Raw genomic sequence first — 21,524 nt, forward strand, 5'->3', positions numbered from 1 at the left:
TATCAGGTTAGCTGTTATTGAGTAAAAATGAGATGACTTGGCATAGGTGGAATTGATAAACGTAAATACGTGGCATAGCACCAAACGGCAAAACTACTGAGTGTCATTATTATTGCAGCAATCCTTGTCGCTTGGACATATTCCTTCATAAATGGGAAGTATTTGGTTTGAATGCGGTTAGTAAAATAGACCGCTGGAAAAATGAAAACGCAAATATACATTGCTGGGTATTGTGTTGAACTGTCACCGTTGAAATATTCATAAACCATAATCCCTACCGTTATCAATAGACAGGTAATACGTATTCTGGTTTCGACGGCATCACTAAAGTTCCAACGCGGCATTCCCATTGCCAATATCTCCATTGCTTTCTTTTTGCTTGTAACATATTAATAACAATTAATCTGCTGCCTGACAACCAGCTTATTGAGTATATGCATGATAGTGCAATATATTAGCAGCTAACTGGCATATTTTACTTTTGAGAAACGATTCAATTTAGGCAGCAGTTTTGGCAATATTTTTTGTAGCATTAAGCCAGATAATATAAAGCACAAGCCAATATAAGTGCTCACAGTTATATGCTCTTTTAATATGACAGATATTAACCCAACAGATAATACTGGGGTGAGGAAAACCAGCGTGGTGATATTGGAGGTCTTATCAGTGGTTTTAAGTGCCATTAACCAAAGCACGAATGTTAAACCCATTTCAAATAAGCCAACATACATCCCAGCCACGAGCGCTGACCAACTGATCGCTTCAATGGGTTGGTGCAGCATCATTGCGGCTGTGACAAAAGGCAAGCCGATTAAAAAACTCAGTAATAAACTAACAATCACATCGCCGTCATCTTTCGTATTAATCACCCAGTAAAAGCACCAAATGACAGTACTACTTAACACAAATGCGATACCTGTAGGGCTGTCAAAATTAAAACTGGTGAGGTTCCCGCCGCTAGCAATAACGTAAACCCCGCTGTACGCAATAATCGCTGCAAGTACATCTATCTTAGTTAATTTATGGCCAAGTAAAGGTACGGCTAAAATGGGTAATAAAATAGCCCATGTGTAGTTCAGGGATAAGGCTTGTTGAGCGGGCAATAAATCATAAGCTTCAAACAATACGTAATAATATAAAAACGGATTCAATAGGCCAGTGAATAAATAAAAGAGAGGGCGTTTGATAAATTGCTTAGCGATTAAGCCAAATTTACCTTGGGCGATAACAATGATACCTAAGGCGAAAATAGAGGTGATGACGGCAACAAAAACTAACTGTAATGGGGTGAAATAACCCAACGCTATTTTAAAAGCTGTCGCGACAGTTGACCATAACAATACGGCCAATAGGCCATAAATATAAGCTAGAGAAGTATTCGACACTGTCTTTCCTAATTGAAAATAAAACGTAGGCTTAATAATTTCCGAGATTGTATGCAATATACAAAGTGGATGCACTACTTATTTTCTCATTGCTTAAGATATTTTTAATAAAATTTACGATCTCGCCCTTGTAATTTAGATCGCTGTCCCAATATATGCAGTAAGGCTGATATGAGAGGCTAAAAAATTAGGACTTGAAATTACAAATCCTGACCCCATATCAACAACCATAAGCAAATTTAGAAACACTAAAATTTATATTTCGGAGATCCTCATGGGCAAAATTATTGGTATTGACTTAGGCACAACGAACTCTTGTGTTGCTGTCCTTGATGGCGACAAAGCTCGCGTAATTGAGAACGCAGAAGGCGAACGTACTACATCATCAATCATCGCATACACTGAAGATGAAACATTGGTGGGTTCACCAGCTAAACGTCAAGCTGTTACCAACCCAACTAACACTTTCTTCGCGATTAAGCGTTTAATCGGTCGTCGTTTTAAAGATGACGAAGTTCAACGTGATGTTGACATCATGCCGTTCAAAATCATTGGTACAGACAATGGTGATGCATGGGTTGAAGCTCACGGTAAGAAAATGGCACCACCACAAGTTTCTGCTGAAATCTTGAAAAAGATGAAAAAGACTGCAGAAGACTTCTTAGGTGAAGAAGTAACAGAAGCAGTTATTACTGTTCCTGCATACTTTAACGATTCACAACGTCAAGCAACGAAAGATGCTGGTCGTATTGCTGGTCTTGATGTTAAACGTATCATCAACGAACCAACTGCTGCTGCATTAGCTTACGGTATCGATAAGAAGCAAGGCGACAATGTTGTTGCTGTATACGATTTAGGTGGCGGTACTTTCGATATCTCTATCATTGAAATCGATAGCAACGATGGCGACCAAACTTTCGAAGTACTTGCAACTAACGGTGACACTCACTTAGGTGGTGAAGATTTTGATAACCGTCTAATCAACTATTTAGCTGATGAGTTCAAAAAAGAGCAAGGTCTAGACCTACGTAATGATCCGCTAGCTATGCAACGTGTTAAAGAAGCTGCAGAAAAAGCGAAAATTGAACTTTCAAGCACCACTCAAACTGAAGTTAACCTGCCTTACATCACTGCTGATGCAACAGGTCCTAAGCATTTAGTGGTTAAAATCACTCGTGCTAAGTTAGAGTCTTTAGTAGACGACTTAATTCAACGTTCTTTAGAGCCACTAAAAGTTGCTCTAGCTGATGCTGACTTATCAGTTTCTGATATCAACGAAGTTATTCTTGTTGGTGGTCAAACTCGTATGCCTAAGGTACAGGCTGCAGTAACTGATTTCTTCGGTAAAGAGCCACGTAAAGATGTTAACCCTGATGAAGCTGTAGCTGTAGGCGCGGCAATTCAAGCAGGTGTTCTTTCTGGTGACGTAAAAGATGTATTGTTACTTGACGTTACACCACTATCATTTGGTATTGAAACCATGGGTAGCGTAATGACTAAGCTTATCGAGAAGAACACCACTATCCCGACTAAAGCGAGCCAAACGTTCTCAACTGCTGAAGATAACCAAAGTGCAGTAACGATTCACGTACTTCAAGGTGAGCGTAAGCAAGCTAGCTACAATAAATCTTTAGGTCAATTCAACCTTGAAGGTATTGAGCCTGCTCCACGTGGCCAACCACAAGTTGAAGTGTCTTTTGATATCGATGCAGATGGTATCTTAAACGTATCAGCAACTGACAAGAAAACCGGTAAAGCGCAAAACATCACCATTAAAGCTAACTCTGGTCTAAGTGACGAAGAAGTAGAGCAAATGGTACGTGATGCTGAAGCACATGCTGACGAAGATGCTAAATTCGAAGAGCTAGTTCAAGCGCGTAACCAAGCTGATGGCATGGTTCACGCGACTAAGAAGCAAATCGAAGAAGCTGGCGAAGCACTACCAGCTGAAGAAAAAGAGAAAATTGAAGCTGCAATGGCTGAAGTTGATACCGCAACTCAAGGTAACGACAAAGAAGCGATTGATAAAGCAACTCAAGCATTAATGGAAGCGTCAGCTAAGTTAATGGAAATTGCTCAAGCGAATGCACAAGCGCAACAAGGTGAAGCTCCTGCACAAGATGCACAAGAAGCTAAGCCTGAAGATGACGTTGTTGATGCTGAGTTTGAAGAAGTAAAAGACGACAAAAAGTAAACTAATTAGTTAGTTAACTTTCAGGCGGGCGTTGAGAGAAATCTCTAACGCCCGTTCGTACAATACCTGCTTGAGAAAACTGAGATTATGTCAAAGCGAGATTATTACGAAGTTCTAGGTATCGGTCGCGATGCTAGTGAACGAGAAGTCAAAAAAGCCTATAAACGTTTGGCGATGAAGTTTCACCCGGATCGTAATCCAGGTGATGAAGAAGCTGAAGCAAGCTTTAAAGAAGTTAAAGAAGCTTACGAAATTCTAACCGATGCCAATAAAAAAGCCGCTTATGACCAATTTGGTCATGCTGGTGTTGACCCTAACCGCGGTGGCGGTGGTCATGGTGGCGCTGGCGATTTCGGTGATATCTTCGGTGATGTGTTCGGTGATATTTTTGGTGGCGGTCGTCGTGGCGGTGGTCAACGTCAAGCAGCAAGAGGCAGTGACTTACGTTACAACCTTGAGCTGTCGCTTGAAGAAGCGGTACGTGGCTTATCAAAAGAGTTACGTATCCCTACACTCGCATCATGTGATACCTGTGATGGCAGCGGCGCTAAAAAAGGCACCTCTGCAACGACTTGTGGCACATGTCATGGCCAAGGCCAAGTACAAATGCGCCAAGGGTTTTTCGCTGTTCAACAAGCGTGTCCGACTTGTCATGGTCGCGGTAAGATCATTAAAGACCCATGTAAGAAATGTCATGGTGAAGGTCGCGTTGAGAAGAGCAAAACATTATCAGTTAAAATTCCTGCTGGTGTTGATACGGGTGACCGCATTCGCTTATCTGGTGAAGGTGAAGCGGGCGAGTTTGGCGCACCTCCAGGCGATTTATACGTACAAGTGACGGTACGCGAACATAATATCTTCGTTCGCGATGGCAACAACTTATATTGTGAAGTGCCAATCTCATTCAGTAAAGCAGCCTTAGGCGGCGAAATTGAAGTGCCAACACTTGATGGCAAAGTGAACTTAAAGATCCCAGCAGAAAGCCAAACTGGCCGTATGTTCCGTTTACGCGGTAAAGGTGTTAAATCAGTTCGCAGTCATGCTGTCGGTGATTTGCTTTGTAAGGTTGTGATGGAAACACCAGTTAACCTGAATGAAAAGCAAAAAGAATTACTGCGTGAATTCGAAGCGACGTTGACAGGCGAATCTAAGAAACATAGCCCTAAAGCTGAAGGTTTCTTTGATGGCGTTAAAAAGTTTTTTCACGATTTAAACAGTTAATCGTTGTAAACACATTACGCTGATATTTTGAAAGGCTGATTACCTATGGTAAACAGCCTTTTTTATTGCAATAAAATCACCTTATTGAGCACTTGTTAAAAGCGTGATTCAATGAGTTCACATGTTTAATTAGGCGTAATCATATGTCGTTTTCATCATTTTCACTTAACCCTAAACTCGTCGATGCTTTACCTGCTTCAGTGTTGAAACCCAGTGAGATTCAAAAGCAGGCAATACCTAAAATCATCCAAGGGCAGGATGTAATGGCATTAGCGCAAACTGGCAGTGGCAAAACCTACGCTTTTGGTTTACCCATTTTGCATAGTATGAGTCAAAAGCCAATTCAGAAACTGAGCCAGAAACTATTGGCTTTAGTTATTGTGCCAACCCGAGAATTGGCCACGCAGGTGGCTGGGGATTTATCTAGAGTAGGTGCAGACTTAGATCTTCGAGTAGAGGTGGTATGTGGTGGCGAAGATACAGAACTACAAATTGAACGCTTATCAACGCCTGCAAATCTGATAGTTGCGACGCCAGGAAGACTACTGGCGTTAGTTAATCAAGGTGCTGTGGACTTTGCAGCACTAGAACACCTAGTGCTAGATGAAGCTGACCGTTTATTAGATATGGGCTTTATCGCCGATATTAAGTCACTTATTGCACTTATGCCCACAAGACAAACCTTGTTGTTTTCAGCCACCATGCCAGAACCTTTGCTGCAATTTACTCAGCAGATATTAGCTAGAGATGCTATTAGGCTGGAATCTAATGTGGTTAATACAGCGGTTGAAGATATTACTCAAACCATTTATCACATCAATAAGGGCAGTAAGGCAAAAGCAGTCATTGATCTGATTAAACGTAATAACTGGTCTCAAGTGTTGGTGTTTGTGAATGCTAAAGGTGACGCTGATGCTTTATGTAAGAAGATACATAAAGCAAAACTGACAGCGGCTTCCTTACATGGCGATAAAGACCAAGCATTACGTACAGATACTTTGAACCAATTTAAGGCAAAGCAGTTAACGGTATTAGTGGCAACCGATGTCATGGCTCGTGGGATCCACATTGACGCATTGCCTGTGGTGATTAATTTTGAATTACCCGAGCAAGCAGCTGTGTACATTCATCGAATAGGTCGTACTGCACGAGCAGGGTTAAGCGGCTGTGCAATATCTCTGATATGTCATGCTGAAATGCCAAGGCTTAATGCTATTCGCGAATTAAGCCAGTTATCCGTGCCAGTAAGTGAACTCGAAGGCTTTCCCGTAACGGATAAACCCATCGATCCTAATAGTAAAAGGCCGCCTAAAGATAAACAGGCTAATCGACGGACGGCTAAAAAACGCAGTGCCAGTCAATTTAGTAAGAAGCAGATACGCTGATACTGAATTTGAAAGTGGACTGTAATATTGCAATGGACTGTAGCTGTAACTGCAACTGGCTAAAGGTGCAATCAACGGGTGGAATAGTTTAAAATAATTGCAATGAGATAGGCTTAACGCGTAAACAAGATATTTAAAGGGATGTAATATGAAAAAACTAGTTCTGACATTACTACTTCCAGTGTTATTAGCAGGTTGTGCAACGACAAAGTCACCCACGGGGCGAAGTCAGGTACTGTTATTTGATAAAACACAAATGACAGAAATGGGCGGGCAATCGTTTGCTGCGATGAAAAAAGAGCAAAAGGTCAGTACAGATAAACAGAAAATCGCTTACGTAAGTTGCATTGCTAACAGGATAACCGCAGAGCTTCCTGATCAATCCTTGCAATGGGAGGTCGTGGTATTTGACTCTGAACAAGTCAATGCTTTTGCGTTGCCTGGCGGTCATATCGGGGTGTACACAGGCCTGTTAACTGTTGCAAGCGATGAAGACCAGCTAGCAACGGTTATTGGGCATGAAGTGGCACATGTATTGGCAAGACACGGTAATGAGCAAGTGTCTCGTGCTCAAATGACCAATACTGGCATGCAATTAGCGGATGTAGCGCTAGGCGCTGGTGGTGTTTCAAATAAAGACATGTATATGGCAGGCTTAGGACTTGGCGCGCAGGTAGGGATTTTATTACCTTTTGGTCGAGATCAAGAAAGTGAAGCGGATGAACTCGGTTTAGAGTTAATGGCCAAGGCAGGTTTCAATCCAGCCAAGAGTGTTATTTTATGGCAAAACATGGCGAAAGCTGGCGGTGAGCAAGGGCCGGAATTGTTCTCTACTCATCCATCTCACTCAAGCCGTATATCTGATTTACAAGCGCTACAAACTAAGGTGACCCCTTTATATCAAGCGGCAAAAAAACAGTCCCCAACACAATGTAAAAAAGGCTAATGAAAAATAGTCATTATCATCGCAGATTAGCGCCCATAGCGTTATAAAGTGTGCTAAACTGCCCCGCAAATTTTAACTGATGAATTGAGAGTAAATACGTTATGTCAGAGTTCAACACAATGGAACAGCAAGCAAGTTACGGTGTAGGTCGTCAAATGGGTGAGCAACTAGCTGCTAACTCTTTCGAAGGTATCGATATCCCTGCAGTACAAGCTGGTCTAGCGGATGCGTTTGCAGGTAAAGAAAGCGCTGTTGCAATGGAAGACTTACAAGTGGCTTTCACTGAAATCAGCCGTCGTTTACAAGCTGCTCAAGAAGAAGCTGCTGCAGCTGCTTCAGCTGAAGGCGAAAACTTCCTTGCTGAAAATGCTAAACGTGACGGTATTACTGTGACTGAGTCTGGTCTTCAGTACGAAGTTATCGCTCAAGGTGAAGGTGAGAAACCAACTCTTGATTCAACAATTCGTGCTCATTACCACGGTACTTTCATCAACGGTGAAGTATTCGATAGTTCTGTTGCTCGTGGCGAGCCAGCTGAATTCCCAGTTTCTGGTGTTATCGCTGGTTGGACTGAAGCATTACAACTAATGCCAGTTGGTACCAAGCTTAAATTATTCGTGCCACAACACTTAGCTTACGGCGAACGTGGTGCTGGTGCTTCAATCCCGCCATTCTCGGCGTTGGTATTTGAAGTAGAATTGTTAGAAATCGTTTAATGATTAACGCCTAAGTTTAACTTAGGCGTTTTTGTATCACTGGGAGAAAGACATGACTGCAAAAGTAAGAGTCGCTGTTGTTGGTGCCAGTGGCCGTATGGGTCGCACATTGATTGAAGCTGCTAAGCAACATGACATGATATATTTAGGTGCCGCAGTTGAACGCACAGGTTCTACACTGATTGGTGTTGATGCTGGTGAGTTGGCTGGCGTGGGTACTATGAATGTTGCGATTACAGATTCATTAGACATAGCATCAGAACATTTTGATGTATTAATTGATTTTACCTCTCCAGAATCGTCGCTTGTGCATCTTGATTGGTGTTCAAAAAATAATAAGGCGATTGTGATTGGTACGACAGGTTTTAATCATGCTCAAAAAGAGATGATTAATGCGTTTGCTGAGCAAACACCTGTTGTGTTTGCTCCTAATATGTCTGTAGGCGTTAACTTAACGCTGAAACTATTAGAGCTAACCGCGAAAGTCATGGGCGATTACACTGATATTGAGATCACTGAAGGGCATCATCGTTTTAAAAAGGATGCACCCTCTGGTACGGCGTTAAAAATGGGTGAAGTGATTGCTGATACCCTTGGCCGAGATCTTGAAGAGTGCGCAGTTTATGGTCGTGAAGGTATGACTGGCGAGCGTGATAGAAATACCATAGGTTTTTCTACTATTCGTGCTGGTGATATTGTTGGTGATCATACGGTGATGTTTGCCGATATCGGTGAGCGAGTTGAAATAACTCATAAAGCGACCAGTCGAATGACATTTGCTAATGGTGCCATGCGTGCAGCCTATTGGTTATCCGATCAGGATTCAGGCTTATACGACATGCAGCAAGTGTTAGGACTCAATTAATATTTAAAAAAACCACCTTCGGTGGTTTTTTTTTGGGAATAAATTTTCCCAAAATAAAATAACTAAGCATAGACGCTTTAACTTAATTCATATAAAATCGCTGGAATTTGCCAAAATTTCGTAAATTGGTAGATTTGTAAAAATTAAATACAAATAATTTCAGTGGCTTGGCTCTTTTTTTTGGAGGTCGCGTTGACACAGTCTGCCTTACTCGTACTCGAAGATGGAACCGTATTCTCTGGCACAGCAATTGGTGCCGATGGACTCACTGTTGGTGAAGTAGTTTTTAATACTTCAATGACAGGCTATCAAGAGATTTTAACGGATCCGTCATATTCTCGCCAGATCGTAACTTTAACTTACCCTCATATTGGTAATACCGGTACGAATGATGAAGATACAGAATCTGATTCAGTTCATGCTTGTGGTCTTATCATTAGAGATCTACCTCTATTAGCCAGCAACTTTCGTAACCAACAGTCATTAAGCGATTATTTAAAATCGAATAATGTTGTGGGTATCGCGGATATTGATACACGTAAATTGACCCGTATTTTACGTGAAAAAGGTTCGCAAGCCGGCTGTATTATGGTCGGCGATATCGATGAAGCTAAAGCATTAGCTGCAGCGAAGGCATTCCCTGGTTTAAAAGGTATGGACTTAGCAAAAGAAGTCACTACCGAGTCTACTTATCAATGGCGTAAAGCAAGCTGGCGTTTAGTCGGTGGTTTACCTGATGAGACTCCAGAATCAGAACTTAAATATAAAGTTGTCGCTTTCGATTACGGCATCAAACGTAACATCCTACGTATGTTAGTTGACCGTGGTTGTGATGTGACAGTAGTACCAGCGCAAACATCAGCGGCAGAAGTATTAGCGATGAATCCTGATGGGATTTTCCTATCAAATGGTCCTGGCGATCCAGAGCCATGTGATTACGCTATCACTGCCATTCAAGAAATACTAAAAACGGATATTCCAGTATTTGGTATTTGTCTTGGTCACCAGTTGCTTGCATTAGCATCAGGGGCTAAAACCTTGAAAATGAAGTTTGGTCATCATGGTGCTAACCACCCTGTGAGCGATATTGAAAAAGGTAATGTGATGATCACCAGCCAAAACCACGGTTTTGCTGCTGATGAAGCTACACTACCAGCGAACATCAAAGTGACACACAAGTCATTATTTGATGGTTCACTTCAAGGTATTCACCTTACTGATAAACCTGCGTTTAGTTTCCAAGGCCATCCTGAAGCGAGCCCTGGACCGACCGATGCGTCACCGCTGTTTGATCATTTCATTGAATTGATTGAGCAATCTCGTTCAAACGCTAAATAGTTAGGTCACTCGGAGAAGATAGAAGCAATGCCAAAACGTACTGATATTAAAAGTATTCTAATCCTAGGCGCTGGACCAATTGTCATTGGTCAAGCGTGTGAATTTGACTATTCGGGTGCTCAAGCGTGTAAAGCGCTTCGTGAAGAAGGTTATCGAGTTATCTTAGTTAACTCTAACCCTGCCACGATCATGACCGATCCTGAAATGGCCGATGCAACTTATATCGAGCCGATTCATTGGGAAGTGGTTCGCAATATTATCGCTAAAGAAAAACCTGATGCGATTTTGCCTACCATGGGTGGTCAGACTGCACTTAACTGTGCTCTTCAGCTAGAAGCTGAAGGCGTACTAAAAGAATTTAACGTTGAAATGATTGGTGCGACAGCTGACGCAATTGATAAAGCTGAAGACCGTAGTCGTTTTGATACTGCAATGAAAGCCATTGGTCTTGAATGTCCTCGTGCTGGTATTGCTCATACAATGGAAGAAGCACACGGCGTATTAGACCAAGTTGGCTTCCCTTGTATTATCCGTCCATCTTTCACCATGGGTGGCAGTGGCGGTGGTATCGCATACAACAAAGAAGAGTTTGAGGATATTTGTTCTCAAGGTCTTGAGCTTTCTCCAACTAGCGAATTATTGATTGATGAATCGCTAATTGGTTGGAAAGAGTACGAAATGGAAGTGGTTCGTGACCGTAACGATAACTGTATTATCGTTTGTGCTATCGAAAACTTCGATGCGATGGGCGTTCACACTGGTGATTCAATCACAGTTGCACCTGCGCAGACATTGACGGATAAAGAATACCAATTAATGCGTAATGCTTCTTTAGCAGTATTACGTGAGATTGGTGTTGAGACCGGCGGTTCAAACGTTCAGTTTGGTATTTGTCCAAATACAGGACGTATGGTCATCATTGAGATGAACCCGCGTGTTTCTCGCTCATCTGCATTAGCCTCTAAAGCAACCGGTTTCCCGATTGCTAAAATCGCTGCGAAGCTCGCTGTAGGCTTCACGCTTGATGAATTAATGAATGATATTACTGGCGGTCGTACTCCAGCATCATTCGAACCTGCAATTGATTACGTTGTGACTAAAGTTCCTCGTTTTAACTTCGAGAAATTTGCTGGCGCTAATGACCGTTTAACTACGCAGATGAAGTCAGTTGGTGAAGTGATGGCGATTGGCCGTACTTTCCAAGAGTCATTACAGAAAGCACTGCGTGGCTTAGAAGTCGGTCGTAACGGTTTTGATTCTGTTGTTGATATTTCATTGCCAGAAAGCATGCAGCAAATTCGTCACGAATTGAAAGAACCTGGTTGTGACCGTATTTGGTACATTGCCGATGCATTCCGCGCTGGGCTAAGCCGTGATGAAATCTTCAGACTGACTAATGTTGACCATTGGTTCTTAGTTCAAATTGAAGACTTAATTGCTCAAGAAGCAAAAGTTTCAGAAGTGGGCATGTCTGGTCTTAACCAAGAATTCTTACTTAAGCTCAAACGCAAAGGTTTTGCCGATTCACGTTTAGCTGAAATCTTGGGTGTGAGTGAAACTGAAGTGCGTAAAATTCGTGATAGCTACGGTATGCACCCTGTTTATAAGCGTGTTGATACTTGTGCTGCTGAATTTGCTACAGATACCGCTTACATGTATTCAACGTACGAAGAAGAATGTGAAGCTCTGCCTTCAACGCGCGACAAAATCATGATTCTTGGCGGTGGCCCTAACCGAATTGGTCAAGGTATTGAGTTTGATTACTGTTGTGTTCACGCTGCATTAGCATTACGTGAAGACGGTTACGAAACCATTATGGTTAACTGCAACCCAGAAACAGTATCAACTGATTACGATACATCTGACCGCTTGTACTTTGAACCGGTTACGTTTGAAGATGTACTTGAAATTGTGCGTATTGAAAAGCCAAAAGGCGTGATTGTTCAATACGGTGGCCAAACACCACTTAAACTTGCTCGTGCTTTAGAAGCTGCAGGCGTGCCAATTATTGGTACAAGCCCAGATGCTATTGACCGTGCAGAAGACCGTGAACGTTTCCAACAAGCGATTCAGCGTCTTGAAATGAAGCAACCTGAAAATGATACTGTGACAACGGTTGAAGGTGCGGTACTGTCAGCTGCACGTATCGGTTACCCATTAGTTGTTCGTCCATCATATGTATTGGGTGGCCGCGCGATGGAAATCGTTTATGACGAGCAAGATTTACGTCGCTACTTTAATGAAGCTGTTAGCGTGTCGAACTCTTCTCCAGTATTGCTTGATCGCTTCTTAGATAACGCGATTGAAATTGATATTGATGCTGTTTGTGATGGTGAAATCGTGGTTGTTGGTTCAATCATGGAACACATTGAACAAGCCGGTGTTCACTCTGGTGACTCTGGTTGTTCACTGCCGCCGTACAGCTTAAGTGAAGATGTGCAAAACCGTATGCGTGAGCAAGTTGCTAAATTGGCAATGGAATTACGCGTAATTGGTTTGATGAATGTTCAGTTTGCGGTTAAAGATGACGAAATCTATATGATTGAAGTTAACCCGCGTGCTGCACGTACAGTGCCATTCGTGTCTAAAGCAACTGGTATTCCACTAGCGATGATTGCTGCTCGTGTTATGGCGGGTCAAAGCTTAACGTCGCAAAACTTTACTAAAGAAGTGATCCCACCATATTTCTCAGTGAAAGAAGTGGTCTTGCCATTTAACAAGTTCCCTGGTGTTGACCCAATGCTTGGCCCAGAAATGCGCTCAACGGGTGAAGTAATGGGTGTGGGTGACACATTCGCTGAAGCCTATGCTAAAGCGCAGCTTGGTGCTACAGCTGAAGTGCCTAAGTCAGGCCGTGCATTAATTTCTGTGCGTAACAGTGATAAAGCACGCGTCGCTGAACTTGCTGCTGAGCTAATTGAGTTGGGTTATCAAATTGACGCCACTCACGGTACTGCAGTTATTTTAGGCGAAGCGGGTATTAATCCTCGTCTCGTTAATAAGGTACACGAAGGCCGTCCACATATTCTCGACCGTATTAAGAATGGTGAATACACTTACATCATCAATACGACAGAAGGGCGTCAAGCGATTGAAGATTCTCGTCAAATTCGTCGTGGTGCACTACGTTACAAAGTGAACTACACAACGACGCTAAATGCTGCCTTTGCTACTTGTATGGCGCATTCGGCTGATGACAGAAATAACGTGAGTTCTGTACAAGAACTACATGAAAGAATCGCTAAAAATTAATTTTGATTAATTTATTGCTGATTTGATTAAAAAGGCTGCATTCGTGCAGCCTTTTTTATTACTATTTTTTGACAGTCACTAGTAACTAAACTCAAGCTTATGTAAGCTTAGACCATCATCATTAGATGCATCCTCAACGCAAGACACCACATCATTAAAACATTTATGTTGTAAAGATCGTGCGCTATGCGAATTAATCGAGATTTAACTGTGCTGACTTAGGTTGGCACGGGGTGCTTTTGTTTTTAAAGGAGACATAAGACATTATGAATACCGTCCCTATGACGATTATTGGAGCTGAGCAGCTTCGTAAAGAATTAGATGAATTAAAATTTGAGCGTCGCCCGTCAATTACTTCTGCAATTGCTGAAGCGCGTGAATTAGGCGATTTAAAAGAAAATGCTGAGTATCATGCTGCACGTGAAGAGCAAGGTATTTGTGAAGCACGTATTCGCGATATTGAAGGCAAATTATCGAACGCTCAAATCATCGATGTGACTTCAATGCCAAATTCTGGCCGTGTGATTTTTGGTACTACAGTGACAATTTTAAATGTTGATACTGATGCTGAATCGACTTATCGCATTGTTGGTGACGATGAAGCGAACATCAAAGAGAATTTAATTTCAGTTAATTCTCCTATTGCTCGCGGACTGATTGGCAAAAGTGTTGATGACGAAGTGGCTATCACTACGCCAGGCGGCACAGCTGAGTATGAAATTACTGCGGTTGAATATATCTAACTGCATTTAATATCAATATTAATTACGACTTAAGATTGATATTTTATAGTTATAAAAAAACCACTGCTAAACAGTGGTTTTTTTAGGTCAGAATGAACATTTGAATCGTATTGACTGCAAGATGAACCCTAGACCTTAAGTTGTTTGACGAAATTATTTTGCTTTTGGAATGGCAACTTTCATTTCAGCAGACTGACGGAAAATAACTAAGGTGTGTCCGATAAGCTGTATTTTGGTTGATTGAGTTTCGCGAATAATCGCGTCAACGACAGCATTTTTAAGCTCTCTATCAGAAGAGCCTACTTTCACTTTTATTAGTTCATGATGAGTGAGTGCACTATCAATTTCAGCCAGCACACCTTCGGTCAAACCATTAGCACCAAGCAGCACTACTGGCTTTAAGTTATGCGCCAGGCCTTTTAAATGCTGTTTTTGTTTGGTTGTTAAGTTCATTTGTACCAACTTTTTGAATGTTACTGTTGAAAAACGGCTATTCTACCCTTATATAAGCTTTATGTAACTCCAAATCGTTACGGAATTTAAATGGCAACGAAAAAACGTTCGGCAAGTTCAAGCCGATGGATGCAAGAGCATTTTGACGATCACTATGTGAAATTGTCTCAAAAGCGAGGTTTACGCTCTCGTGCTGCATTTAAGTTGGAAGAAATCCAACAGAAAGATAAACTGATTAAACAAGGCATGACAGTGGTTGATTTAGGTGCCGCGCCGGGTGGCTGGTCACAAATCGCTGTTAAGTTAGTGGGTGAAAAAGGCAAATTGGTAGCTTGTGATATTTTACCAATGGATCCGATCGTGGGAGTTGACTTTTTACAAGGTGATTTCCGTGAAGAGAAAGTGCTAGATGCTTTACTTGACCGTGTAGGTGAGGATAAAGTGGATGTTGTACTTTCTGATATGGCGCCTAATATGAGTGGTTCAGATGGTGTGGATCAACCAAGGGCGATGTATCTTGTAGAGTTAGCACTAGATATGTGTCATCAAGTTTTGGCACCTAATGGTAGCTTTGCGGTTAAAGTCTTTCAGGGGGAGGGCTTTGACGAATATATGAAAGCAGTTCGACAAGCTTTCACTACAGTTAAAACACGAAAACCAGATTCATCGCGACCACGTTCACGTGAAGTGTATATAGTGGCGACTGGTTACAAGTTATAGTAGTCTAACGATTAATTATCGTGGGTCTTCAAGAGGTCTAGAAATTTGAGTGACATGGCAAAAAATTTAATTCTCTGGGTTGTCATCGCCGTTGTGCTGATGTCAGTTTTTCAGGGTTACTCCCCCTCTTCTTCGTCATCGTCGAAGATGGACTATTCCGTATTCTTAGATAGCGTCCGAAATGGCAATATCAATTCGGTTGAAATCAAAAGTGACCAGCGAACTATTGAAGGAATCAAACGTTCTGGAGAGAAGTTCACCACTATTATGCCAATGTATGACCAAGATTTAATTAATGATCTTGATCGTAAAGGGATTTCAATGAAAGGGCAGGAAGCTGAAGAGTCTAGCTTCTTAACCCAGATATTTATCTCTTGGTTCCCAATGTTACTGCTGATTGGTGTATGGATTTTCTTCATGCGTCAAATGCAAGGTGGTGGCGGTAAAGGCGCAATGTCATTTGGTAAGAGTAAAGCCAAATTGATGAGCGAAGACCAAATTAAAACCACCTTTGCTGATGTTGCTGGTTGTGACGAAGCGAAAGAAGATGTTAAAGAATTAGTTGATTACTTAAAAGAACCAACTCGATTCCAAAAACTGGGTGGCCGTATTCCTACTGGTGTGCTGCTAGTGGGTCCACCAGGTACTGGTAAAACTCTGATTGCAAAAGCAATCGCGGGTGAAGCAAAAGTACCGTTCTTTACTATTTCTGGTTCTGACTTTGTTGAAATGTTTGTTGGTGTCGGTGCATCTCGTGTACGTGACATGTTTGAACAAGCTAAAAAGTCTGCACCTTGTATCATCTTCATTGATGAAATCGATGCTGTAGGTCGCCAACGTGGCGCTGGTGTTGGTGGTGGTCACGATGAACGTGAGCAAACATTGAACCAAATGTTGGTTGAAATGGACGGTTTTGAAGGTAATGAAGGCGTTATTGTCATTGCTGCGACAAACAGACCAGACGTGTTAGATGCTGCATTACTTCGTCCAGGTCGTTTTGACCGTCAAGTAGTCGTAGGCTTACCAGACGTTCGTGGTCGTGAGCAAATCCTTAAAGTTCACATGCGCAAAGTACCATTAGGTGATGGCGTTAAAGCTAGCGTTATTGCGCGTGGCACGCCAGGTTTCTCTGGTGCTGACTTAGCTAACTTAGTTAACGAAGCTGCGTTATTTGCTGCTCGTGGTAACCGCCGCGTAGTCGGTATGGAAGAGTTTGAAAGTGCTAAAGACAAAATCATGATGGGTGCTGAGCGCCGCACTATGGTGATGTCTGAAGAAGAAAAAGAAATGACTGCTTACCATGAAGCAGGTCATGCGATTGTGGGTTGTTTAGTGCCAGAGCACGACCCTGTGCATAAAGTGACAATCATTCCACGTGGCCGCGCCTTAGGTGTGACATTCTTCTTACCTGAAGCAGATGCAATTAGCCAAAGCCGACGGAAACTTGAAAGCCAAATTTCAGTAGCCTATGGCGGACGTTTAGCTGAAGAGTTAATTTACGGCGGCGAGAAAGTCTCTACTGGAGCATCGCAAGATATTAAGTATGCGACGTCAATTGCACGTAACATGGTAACTCAGTGGGGCTTCTCTGAGAAATTAGGTCCTGTTTTATATGCTGAAGATGAAGGCGAAGTATTCTTAGGCCGTAGCATGGCGAAGTCTAAGAATATGTCTGATGAAACTGCTGGTCTAATCGATCAAGAAGTTAAACAGTTAATTGACAGTAACTATGAACGTGCAAATCAATATTTGACTGATAACATGGATATTCTTCATTCAATGAAAGATGCATTGATGAAGTATGAGACCATTGATTCAGAGCAAATTGATGATCTAATGAATCGCCGTGAAGTGCGTCAACCTGCTGATTGGCAAGCTGATGACTCTATGGACGATCAAGACAAAGGTACTCCGGTAACGCCTGAAGCGACTTCAACTGAAGAAACGACTGAAGAGCCATCTGCTGAAAAGCCAGATACGGAACCGAAAACTGACGAATCGCCTGCAAAGTAAGTTGCTGATTTGAAGTTTTAAAAAGCCCCGAAAGGGGTTTTTTTATATTTGTTGAACTAGTGTCATATATAAGTCATATTTCTATAAAGAGACTTATTAGTGTGTAATTTTTGTAGAGCCGTATTATTTGAGATAGCGCTCTATGAAGAGTCAGTATTGAAAATATTTGAGTGAGGTTGTGTGTTTGAAATTAAATCTGGTGATAAAACCTTATCGCTAACTAGCCCAGTGGTTATGGCCATTATCAATGTGACTCCTGATTCTTTCTCTGATGGGGGCCAGCACGCCACCGTAGAGCAAGCTTGCGCTCAGATTGATAAAGTGGTTTCAGAAGGCGCATTGATTGTTGATATCGGTGGTGAGTCAACAAGACCGGGTGCAGAAGCTGTATCTGTTGAGGAAGAGTTATCTCGCGTTATCCCTGTGATTGAATACACGGCTAAACAGCATGATGTTTGGATTTCAATCGATACCAGTAAACCTGAAGTGATGGAAAAAGCAGTTGCTGCGGGTGCACACTTAATTAATGATGTACGTGCATTACAAGAGCCAGGTGCAGTAGCCATGGCAACAAGTTTAGATGTCCCAGTGTGTTTAATGCATATGCAAGGCCAACCACAAAACATGCAAGATGCGCCTCAATATGAGGACGTGATGCAACAAGTCACAGAGTTTTTATCCTTACGAGTGGATTATTGCCTTGCCGCAGGTATGCCGAGAGAAAATATAATTTTAGATCCTGGCTTTGGTTTTGGTAAAACACTTGAACACAATTATCAGCTGCTAGCGAAACTGCCTGAGCTTCACAGTTTACATTTACCAGTATTAATTGGCTTATCAAGAAAAAGCATGATTGGCGATTTACTGCAACGCGATACTAATGAACGTTTAGCTGGGAGTTTGGCTGGGGCAATGATTGCAGCCCAGCAAGGTGCACAGATCTTACGTGTACATGACGTAAAAGAAACCGTTGACGTACTTAAGGTTATGTCAGCGACCATGGCCAGTTTACATCAGTAAAGTTTCGGTTTAAGCGTTGTCGATTTAAATAGGTTAAATTAGTGTTGATTCACTTAATGTGAGGTACTAATGCAGGACCATAACCAACAAAATAAAGAGCAGCAAGATAAAGAGCAGCGAGATAAAGGACAGCAACAAAGAAACCTGTTTGGCACCGATGGTATTCGGGGGGAAGTAGGCGCTGGAGTGATGACGCCAGAGCTTGCTTTAAAACTAGGTTGGGCTGCGGGCAGGGTGCTTTCACGCAGTGGTACCCAGAAAGTCATTATTGGTAAAGATACTCGTATTTCTGGTTACTTATTTGAATCGGCACTAGAAGCGGGATTGTCTGCGGCAGGACTTAATGTGCTATTGGTTGGCCCAATGCCGACACCGGCTATCGCTTACTTGACTCGCACTTTTAGAGCTGAAGCAGGCATAGTCATTAGTGCTTCTCATAACCCATATTTTGATAATGGTATTAAATTCTTTTCTGCTAATGGCAGTAAACTTGATGATGAACTCGAACTTGAAATCGAAAAAGAACTCACTAAGCCGCTAGTTTGTGTTGAATCCCACCTATTAGGTAAAGCTGCTCGAATAGATGACGCTGCTGGACGTTACATTGAATACTGTAAGGGGCACTTCCCTGCTGAATTAACCCTTAATGGCCTTAAGTTGGTGGTCGATTGTGCTCATGGCGCGACCTATCATATTGCGCCGAGTGTCTTTCAAGAACTCGGTGCTGAAGTAATATGCATAGGTGTTCAACCTAATGGCTTGAACATTAATGACAATGTTGGCGCGACTTCAATGCAGGCTATTTGCGATGAAGTGCTAAAACATCAGGCTGATGTGGGTATTGCATTAGATGGTGATGGCGACAGGATCATGATGGTTGATCATTTAGGCAATGTGATTGACGGAGATCAAATTCTCTATGTACTTGCATGTGATGCCATAAAAAACAATGAACTCAAAGGCGGCGTAGTTGGCACTTTGATGTCAAATCTTGGCTTAGAATTAGCTTTGGCAGAACTTAATGTGCCTTTTGTTCGTTCTAACGTTGGTGACCGATACGTGATGGAGTTAATGCGACAATATGATTGGCGCATAGGCGGAGAAAATTCAGGTCATATATTAAACCTTGATCACGGCACAACAGGTGATGGGATTGTGGCAGGCATTTTGATGCTGGCTGCGATGCAAAATCAACAAGCTTCTATCGCTGAATTAGTTTCGCCATTAAAAATGTTACCGCAAGTATTAGTCAATGTCCGTTTTGAAGGTGATTCAAATCCACTTCAATCAGAAATTGTGTTATCAATAAAACATGATGTCGAAACTAAGCTCGGTAAAACTGGCCGAGTTTTATTAAGAAAATCAGGAACTGAACCACTCATTCTGGTCATGGTTGAAGGCCAAGATATTGACCTTGTCACATCCTATGCAAATCAAATTGTAGATGTGGTTAAAAAGGTAGGCTTGCAGCAAAGTTGAATATACAATCGACAGCAGTTTTTATTTATTATTTGGTTATTTATTAATATCTAAAGTCAGCGCGTAAAAAAGCAACATTCTGTCATGTTATGACAAATATTCCTGACTTAGCTATTGTAACTTGTTTGGCGGTTCGTTATTATTCACGCCGCTTTCAAAGGAGACAGTAATGGCACTTAGACGTCCTATGGTAGCTGGCAACTGGAAAATGAATGGTAGTGCGCCTTTAGCGCAAGAATTATTCACCAAGTTTGCTACTAAGCTCCAAAATGATTCTGCAGAAGTAGTTTTATGTCCACCTTCAATTTATCTTGAAAGTGTTAGACAACTGCTTGAAGCAAATAAGCAAACCTTAGATGGTGCGCTTGTAAGAATGGGCGCACAGAACCTGAGTCAACACGACTTCGGTGCCTATACTGGTGAAATTTCCGGTAAAATGCTAAAAGATTCAGGATGTCGATATGTGATTATCGGCCATTCCGAGCGTCGTCGTATGTACGGCGAAACAAGTAATATCGTTGCAGAGAAATTTGCTGCAGCACAAAAACATGGTTTAACGCCGATTCTTTGTGTTGGAGAATCAGGTCCAGCTCGTGAAGCAAGACGAACTTTTGAAGTGATTGCAGAAGAGTTAGACATTGTTATCGAAAAGAATGGCACCATGGCTTTTGATAATGCCATTATCGCTTACGAGCCTTTATGGGCTGTAGGTACTGGTAAAAGTGCAACTCCAGAGCAAGCGCAAGAAGTTCATGCGTTTATTCGTAATAGACTCTCTGAAGTGTCTCCATTTATTGGAGAAAATATTCGCATTTTATATGGTGGTAGTGTGACTCCATCAAATGCTGCAGATATATTTGCCCAACCAGATGTCGATGGTGGATTGATTGGCGGAGCTAGCTTAAATTCTAGCGAGTTTTTAAGTTTATGTTCCATTGCGATGAGCGCTTAATATTATGTATGAAGTTTTAATTGTAGTTTACTTGGTTGTAGCAATTGGTCTTGTAGGACTAATTTTAATTCAACAAGGTAAAGGAGCTGATATGGGGTCTTCTTTTGGTGCTGGTGCATCAGGGACGCTATTCGGTTCAGACGGTGCAGGTAATTTCCTGACCCGAAGCACAGCTGTTTTAGCTATTGCTTTTTTCGCTTTAAGCCTTACTTTAGGTAACTTAAGCGCAAACAATTCTAAAAAAGATGATGCTTGGAACGATTTAGGTTCTGCGGTAGAGCAAGTTGAAGAAGCTCCTACACAGGCCGAAACATCAGAGACTGAAATCCCTGATTAATTTGCCTCTTAAAAGAAGCAAATAAAGTAAGACCGCAGTCATTGAGTTATCTTAATTTCCTCAATTAAATATGATAACGACTGCAAAAATTTAGTAGTAAGCGGATGTGGCGGAATTGGTAGACGCGCCAGCTTGAGGGGTTGGTGACTTAGGTCGTGTGGGTTCAAGTCCCACCATCCGCACCACTAAATTTTATTAATCATTTTGAAGTTAATTTGATTAAATATTGCAAGCAAAGACGTAAGTTAATATAATTGCGCAAGTTGTCGCGGGGTGGAGCAGTTTGGTAGCTCGTCGGGCTCATAACCCGAAGGTCGTCGGTTCAAATCCGGCCCCCGCAACCAGCTTATTGTTTTTACTTATTTGCAGTAGTGCAATGTAAAGGCAATTAAAAGGTTCTATATTTAAGACCTCGTTATTACGGGGTTTTCTGTTATATGGAGCTTAGTAACTCCGTGATTTTACGGACTTTTCGAGGGCTATTTGCCCTTTTTTTCGTTTTTGG

The 21,524-nt window shown here is 41.9% G+C and carries 18 protein-coding genes and 2 tRNA genes; 17 read left to right on the plus strand and 3 right to left on the minus strand.

Going from position 1 to position 21,524, the window contains the following annotated elements:
• Nucleotides 1-14: 14 nt before the first annotated feature.
• A complete protein-coding gene (locus tag L2737_RS04370) occupies nt 15-365 on the minus strand; it encodes a hypothetical protein (RefSeq protein ID WP_229368969.1) in 351 nt (116 codons plus the stop codon).
• Between the two features lie 96 nt (nt 366-461).
• Nucleotides 462-1,385 carry a DMT family transporter gene (locus L2737_RS04375; RefSeq protein ID WP_248954913.1) on the minus strand — a complete coding sequence of 308 codons (924 nt, stop codon included), beginning with the start codon at nt 1,383-1,385 and terminating at the stop codon, nt 462-464.
• A gap of 274 nt (nt 1,386-1,659) precedes the next feature.
• Between L2737_RS04375 and dnaK the strand changes: the two genes are divergently transcribed.
• The 9 genes from dnaK (at nt 1,660) to greA (ending at nt 14,045) form a co-directional block, all read left to right on the plus strand.
• The gene (dnaK, locus tag L2737_RS04380; protein WP_229368967.1) at nt 1,660-3,579 is read left to right on the plus strand and encodes a molecular chaperone DnaK; all 1,920 of its coding nucleotides are present in this window, start codon (nt 1,660-1,662) and stop codon (nt 3,577-3,579) included.
• An 87-nt stretch (nt 3,580-3,666) separates the two neighbouring features.
• Nucleotides 3,667-4,800 carry a molecular chaperone DnaJ gene (dnaJ, locus tag L2737_RS04385; protein ID WP_102526881.1) on the plus strand — a complete coding sequence of 378 codons (1,134 nt, stop codon included), beginning with the start codon at nt 3,667-3,669 and terminating at the stop codon, nt 4,798-4,800.
• Nucleotides 4,801-4,943: 143 nt separating this feature from the next.
• Nucleotides 4,944-6,185: a DEAD/DEAH box helicase gene (locus L2737_RS04390; protein ID WP_248954914.1), complete on the plus strand. Its 1,242-nt coding sequence runs from the start codon at nt 4,944-4,946 to the stop codon at nt 6,183-6,185.
• Nucleotides 6,186-6,333: 148 nt separating this feature from the next.
• Nucleotides 6,334-7,131 (plus strand): M48 family metallopeptidase, encoded by a 798-nt coding sequence (locus L2737_RS04395; protein WP_248954915.1) that lies wholly within the window; start codon nt 6,334-6,336, stop codon nt 7,129-7,131.
• Nucleotides 7,132-7,232: 101 nt separating this feature from the next.
• On the plus strand, nt 7,233-7,847 hold the full coding sequence (gene bamJ / locus L2737_RS04400; protein ID WP_102526884.1) for a BamJ family beta-barrel-assembly machinery protein: 615 nt from the start codon (nt 7,233-7,235) through the stop codon (nt 7,845-7,847).
• 52 nt (nt 7,848-7,899) lie between these two features.
• Nucleotides 7,900-8,712, plus strand: coding sequence for a 4-hydroxy-tetrahydrodipicolinate reductase (dapB, locus tag L2737_RS04405; RefSeq protein ID WP_102526885.1), 813 nt, complete (start codon nt 7,900-7,902; stop codon nt 8,710-8,712).
• 180 nt (nt 8,713-8,892) lie between these two features.
• Nucleotides 8,893-10,050, plus strand: a complete 1,158-nt coding sequence (carA, locus tag L2737_RS04410) for a glutamine-hydrolyzing carbamoyl-phosphate synthase small subunit (protein ID WP_102526886.1) — start codon at nt 8,893-8,895, stop codon at nt 10,048-10,050.
• A 27-nt stretch (nt 10,051-10,077) separates the two neighbouring features.
• Complete coding sequence (gene carB, locus L2737_RS04415; RefSeq protein WP_248954916.1) at nt 10,078-13,302, plus strand: carbamoyl-phosphate synthase large subunit; 3,225 nt, start codon at nt 10,078-10,080, stop codon at nt 13,300-13,302.
• 266 nt (nt 13,303-13,568) lie between these two features.
• Nucleotides 13,569-14,045 (plus strand): transcription elongation factor GreA, encoded by a 477-nt coding sequence (gene greA, locus L2737_RS04420; RefSeq protein ID WP_102526888.1) that lies wholly within the window; start codon nt 13,569-13,571, stop codon nt 14,043-14,045.
• Between the two features lie 153 nt (nt 14,046-14,198).
• On the opposite strand, the gene yhbY is transcribed toward greA, so the two are convergent.
• Nucleotides 14,199-14,498, minus strand: coding sequence for a ribosome assembly RNA-binding protein YhbY (gene yhbY / locus L2737_RS04425; protein WP_055023703.1), 300 nt, complete (start codon nt 14,496-14,498; stop codon nt 14,199-14,201).
• A 90-nt stretch (nt 14,499-14,588) separates the two neighbouring features.
• On the opposite strand from yhbY, the gene rlmE reads away from it, so the two are divergent.
• From rlmE to L2737_RS04465, 8 genes are all read left to right on the plus strand, one after another.
• A complete protein-coding gene (rlmE, locus tag L2737_RS04430; protein WP_102526889.1) occupies nt 14,589-15,218 on the plus strand; it encodes a 23S rRNA (uridine(2552)-2'-O)-methyltransferase RlmE in 630 nt (209 codons plus the stop codon).
• Nucleotides 15,219-15,272: 54 nt separating this feature from the next.
• The gene (gene ftsH / locus L2737_RS04435) at nt 15,273-17,231 is read left to right on the plus strand and encodes an ATP-dependent zinc metalloprotease FtsH (RefSeq protein WP_248954917.1); all 1,959 of its coding nucleotides are present in this window, start codon (nt 15,273-15,275) and stop codon (nt 17,229-17,231) included.
• A gap of 180 nt (nt 17,232-17,411) precedes the next feature.
• On the plus strand, nt 17,412-18,251 hold the full coding sequence (folP, locus tag L2737_RS04440) for a dihydropteroate synthase (protein ID WP_102526891.1): 840 nt from the start codon (nt 17,412-17,414) through the stop codon (nt 18,249-18,251).
• A gap of 69 nt (nt 18,252-18,320) precedes the next feature.
• Nucleotides 18,321-19,730 carry a phosphoglucosamine mutase gene (glmM, locus tag L2737_RS04445; protein WP_283108254.1) on the plus strand — a complete coding sequence of 470 codons (1,410 nt, stop codon included), beginning with the start codon at nt 18,321-18,323 and terminating at the stop codon, nt 19,728-19,730.
• Between the two features lie 169 nt (nt 19,731-19,899).
• The gene (gene tpiA, locus L2737_RS04450; RefSeq protein ID WP_102526893.1) at nt 19,900-20,682 is read left to right on the plus strand and encodes a triose-phosphate isomerase; all 783 of its coding nucleotides are present in this window, start codon (nt 19,900-19,902) and stop codon (nt 20,680-20,682) included.
• Nucleotides 20,683-20,686: 4 nt separating this feature from the next.
• Nucleotides 20,687-21,019: a preprotein translocase subunit SecG gene (gene secG, locus L2737_RS04455; RefSeq protein ID WP_248954918.1), complete on the plus strand. Its 333-nt coding sequence runs from the start codon at nt 20,687-20,689 to the stop codon at nt 21,017-21,019.
• A 100-nt stretch (nt 21,020-21,119) separates the two neighbouring features.
• A tRNA-Leu gene (locus tag L2737_RS04460) sits at nt 21,120-21,204 on the plus strand.
• A gap of 82 nt (nt 21,205-21,286) precedes the next feature.
• Nucleotides 21,287-21,363: transfer RNA gene (locus tag L2737_RS04465), tRNA-Met, on the plus strand.
• Nucleotides 21,364-21,524: the final 161 nt, after the last annotated feature.

Origin of the sequence: Shewanella electrodiphila, from assembly GCF_023283985.1 — a bacterium.
GTDB lineage: Bacteria > Pseudomonadota > Gammaproteobacteria > Enterobacterales > Shewanellaceae > Shewanella > Shewanella electrodiphila.

Excerpts from the sequence above, each read along its gene's own strand:
- L2737_RS04370 (WP_229368969.1), bottom strand. The coding sequence starts at position 365 with ATGGAGATATTGGCAATGGGAATGCCGCGTTGGAACTTTAGTGATGCC.
- dnaK (WP_229368967.1), top strand. The coding sequence starts at position 1,660 with ATGGGCAAAATTATTGGTATTGACTTAGGCACAACGAACTCTTGTGTT.
- dnaJ (WP_102526881.1), top strand. The coding sequence starts at position 3,667 with ATGTCAAAGCGAGATTATTACGAAGTTCTAGGTATCGGTCGCGATGCT.
- L2737_RS04390 (WP_248954914.1), top strand. The coding sequence starts at position 4,944 with ATGTCGTTTTCATCATTTTCACTTAACCCTAAACTCGTCGATGCTTTA.
- L2737_RS04395 (WP_248954915.1), top strand. The coding sequence starts at position 6,334 with ATGAAAAAACTAGTTCTGACATTACTACTTCCAGTGTTATTAGCAGGT.
- bamJ (WP_102526884.1), top strand. The coding sequence starts at position 7,233 with ATGTCAGAGTTCAACACAATGGAACAGCAAGCAAGTTACGGTGTAGGT.
- dapB (WP_102526885.1), top strand. The coding sequence starts at position 7,900 with ATGACTGCAAAAGTAAGAGTCGCTGTTGTTGGTGCCAGTGGCCGTATG.
- carB (WP_248954916.1), top strand. The coding sequence starts at position 10,078 with ATGCCAAAACGTACTGATATTAAAAGTATTCTAATCCTAGGCGCTGGA.
- greA (WP_102526888.1), top strand. The coding sequence starts at position 13,569 with ATGAATACCGTCCCTATGACGATTATTGGAGCTGAGCAGCTTCGTAAA.
- yhbY (WP_055023703.1), bottom strand. The coding sequence starts at position 14,498 with ATGAACTTAACAACCAAACAAAAACAGCATTTAAAAGGCCTGGCGCAT.
- rlmE (WP_102526889.1), top strand. The coding sequence starts at position 14,589 with ATGGCAACGAAAAAACGTTCGGCAAGTTCAAGCCGATGGATGCAAGAG.
- ftsH (WP_248954917.1), top strand. The coding sequence starts at position 15,273 with ATGGCAAAAAATTTAATTCTCTGGGTTGTCATCGCCGTTGTGCTGATG.
- glmM (WP_283108254.1), top strand. The coding sequence starts at position 18,321 with ATGCAGGACCATAACCAACAAAATAAAGAGCAGCAAGATAAAGAGCAG.
- tpiA (WP_102526893.1), top strand. The coding sequence starts at position 19,900 with ATGGCACTTAGACGTCCTATGGTAGCTGGCAACTGGAAAATGAATGGT.
- secG (WP_248954918.1), top strand. The coding sequence starts at position 20,687 with ATGTATGAAGTTTTAATTGTAGTTTACTTGGTTGTAGCAATTGGTCTT.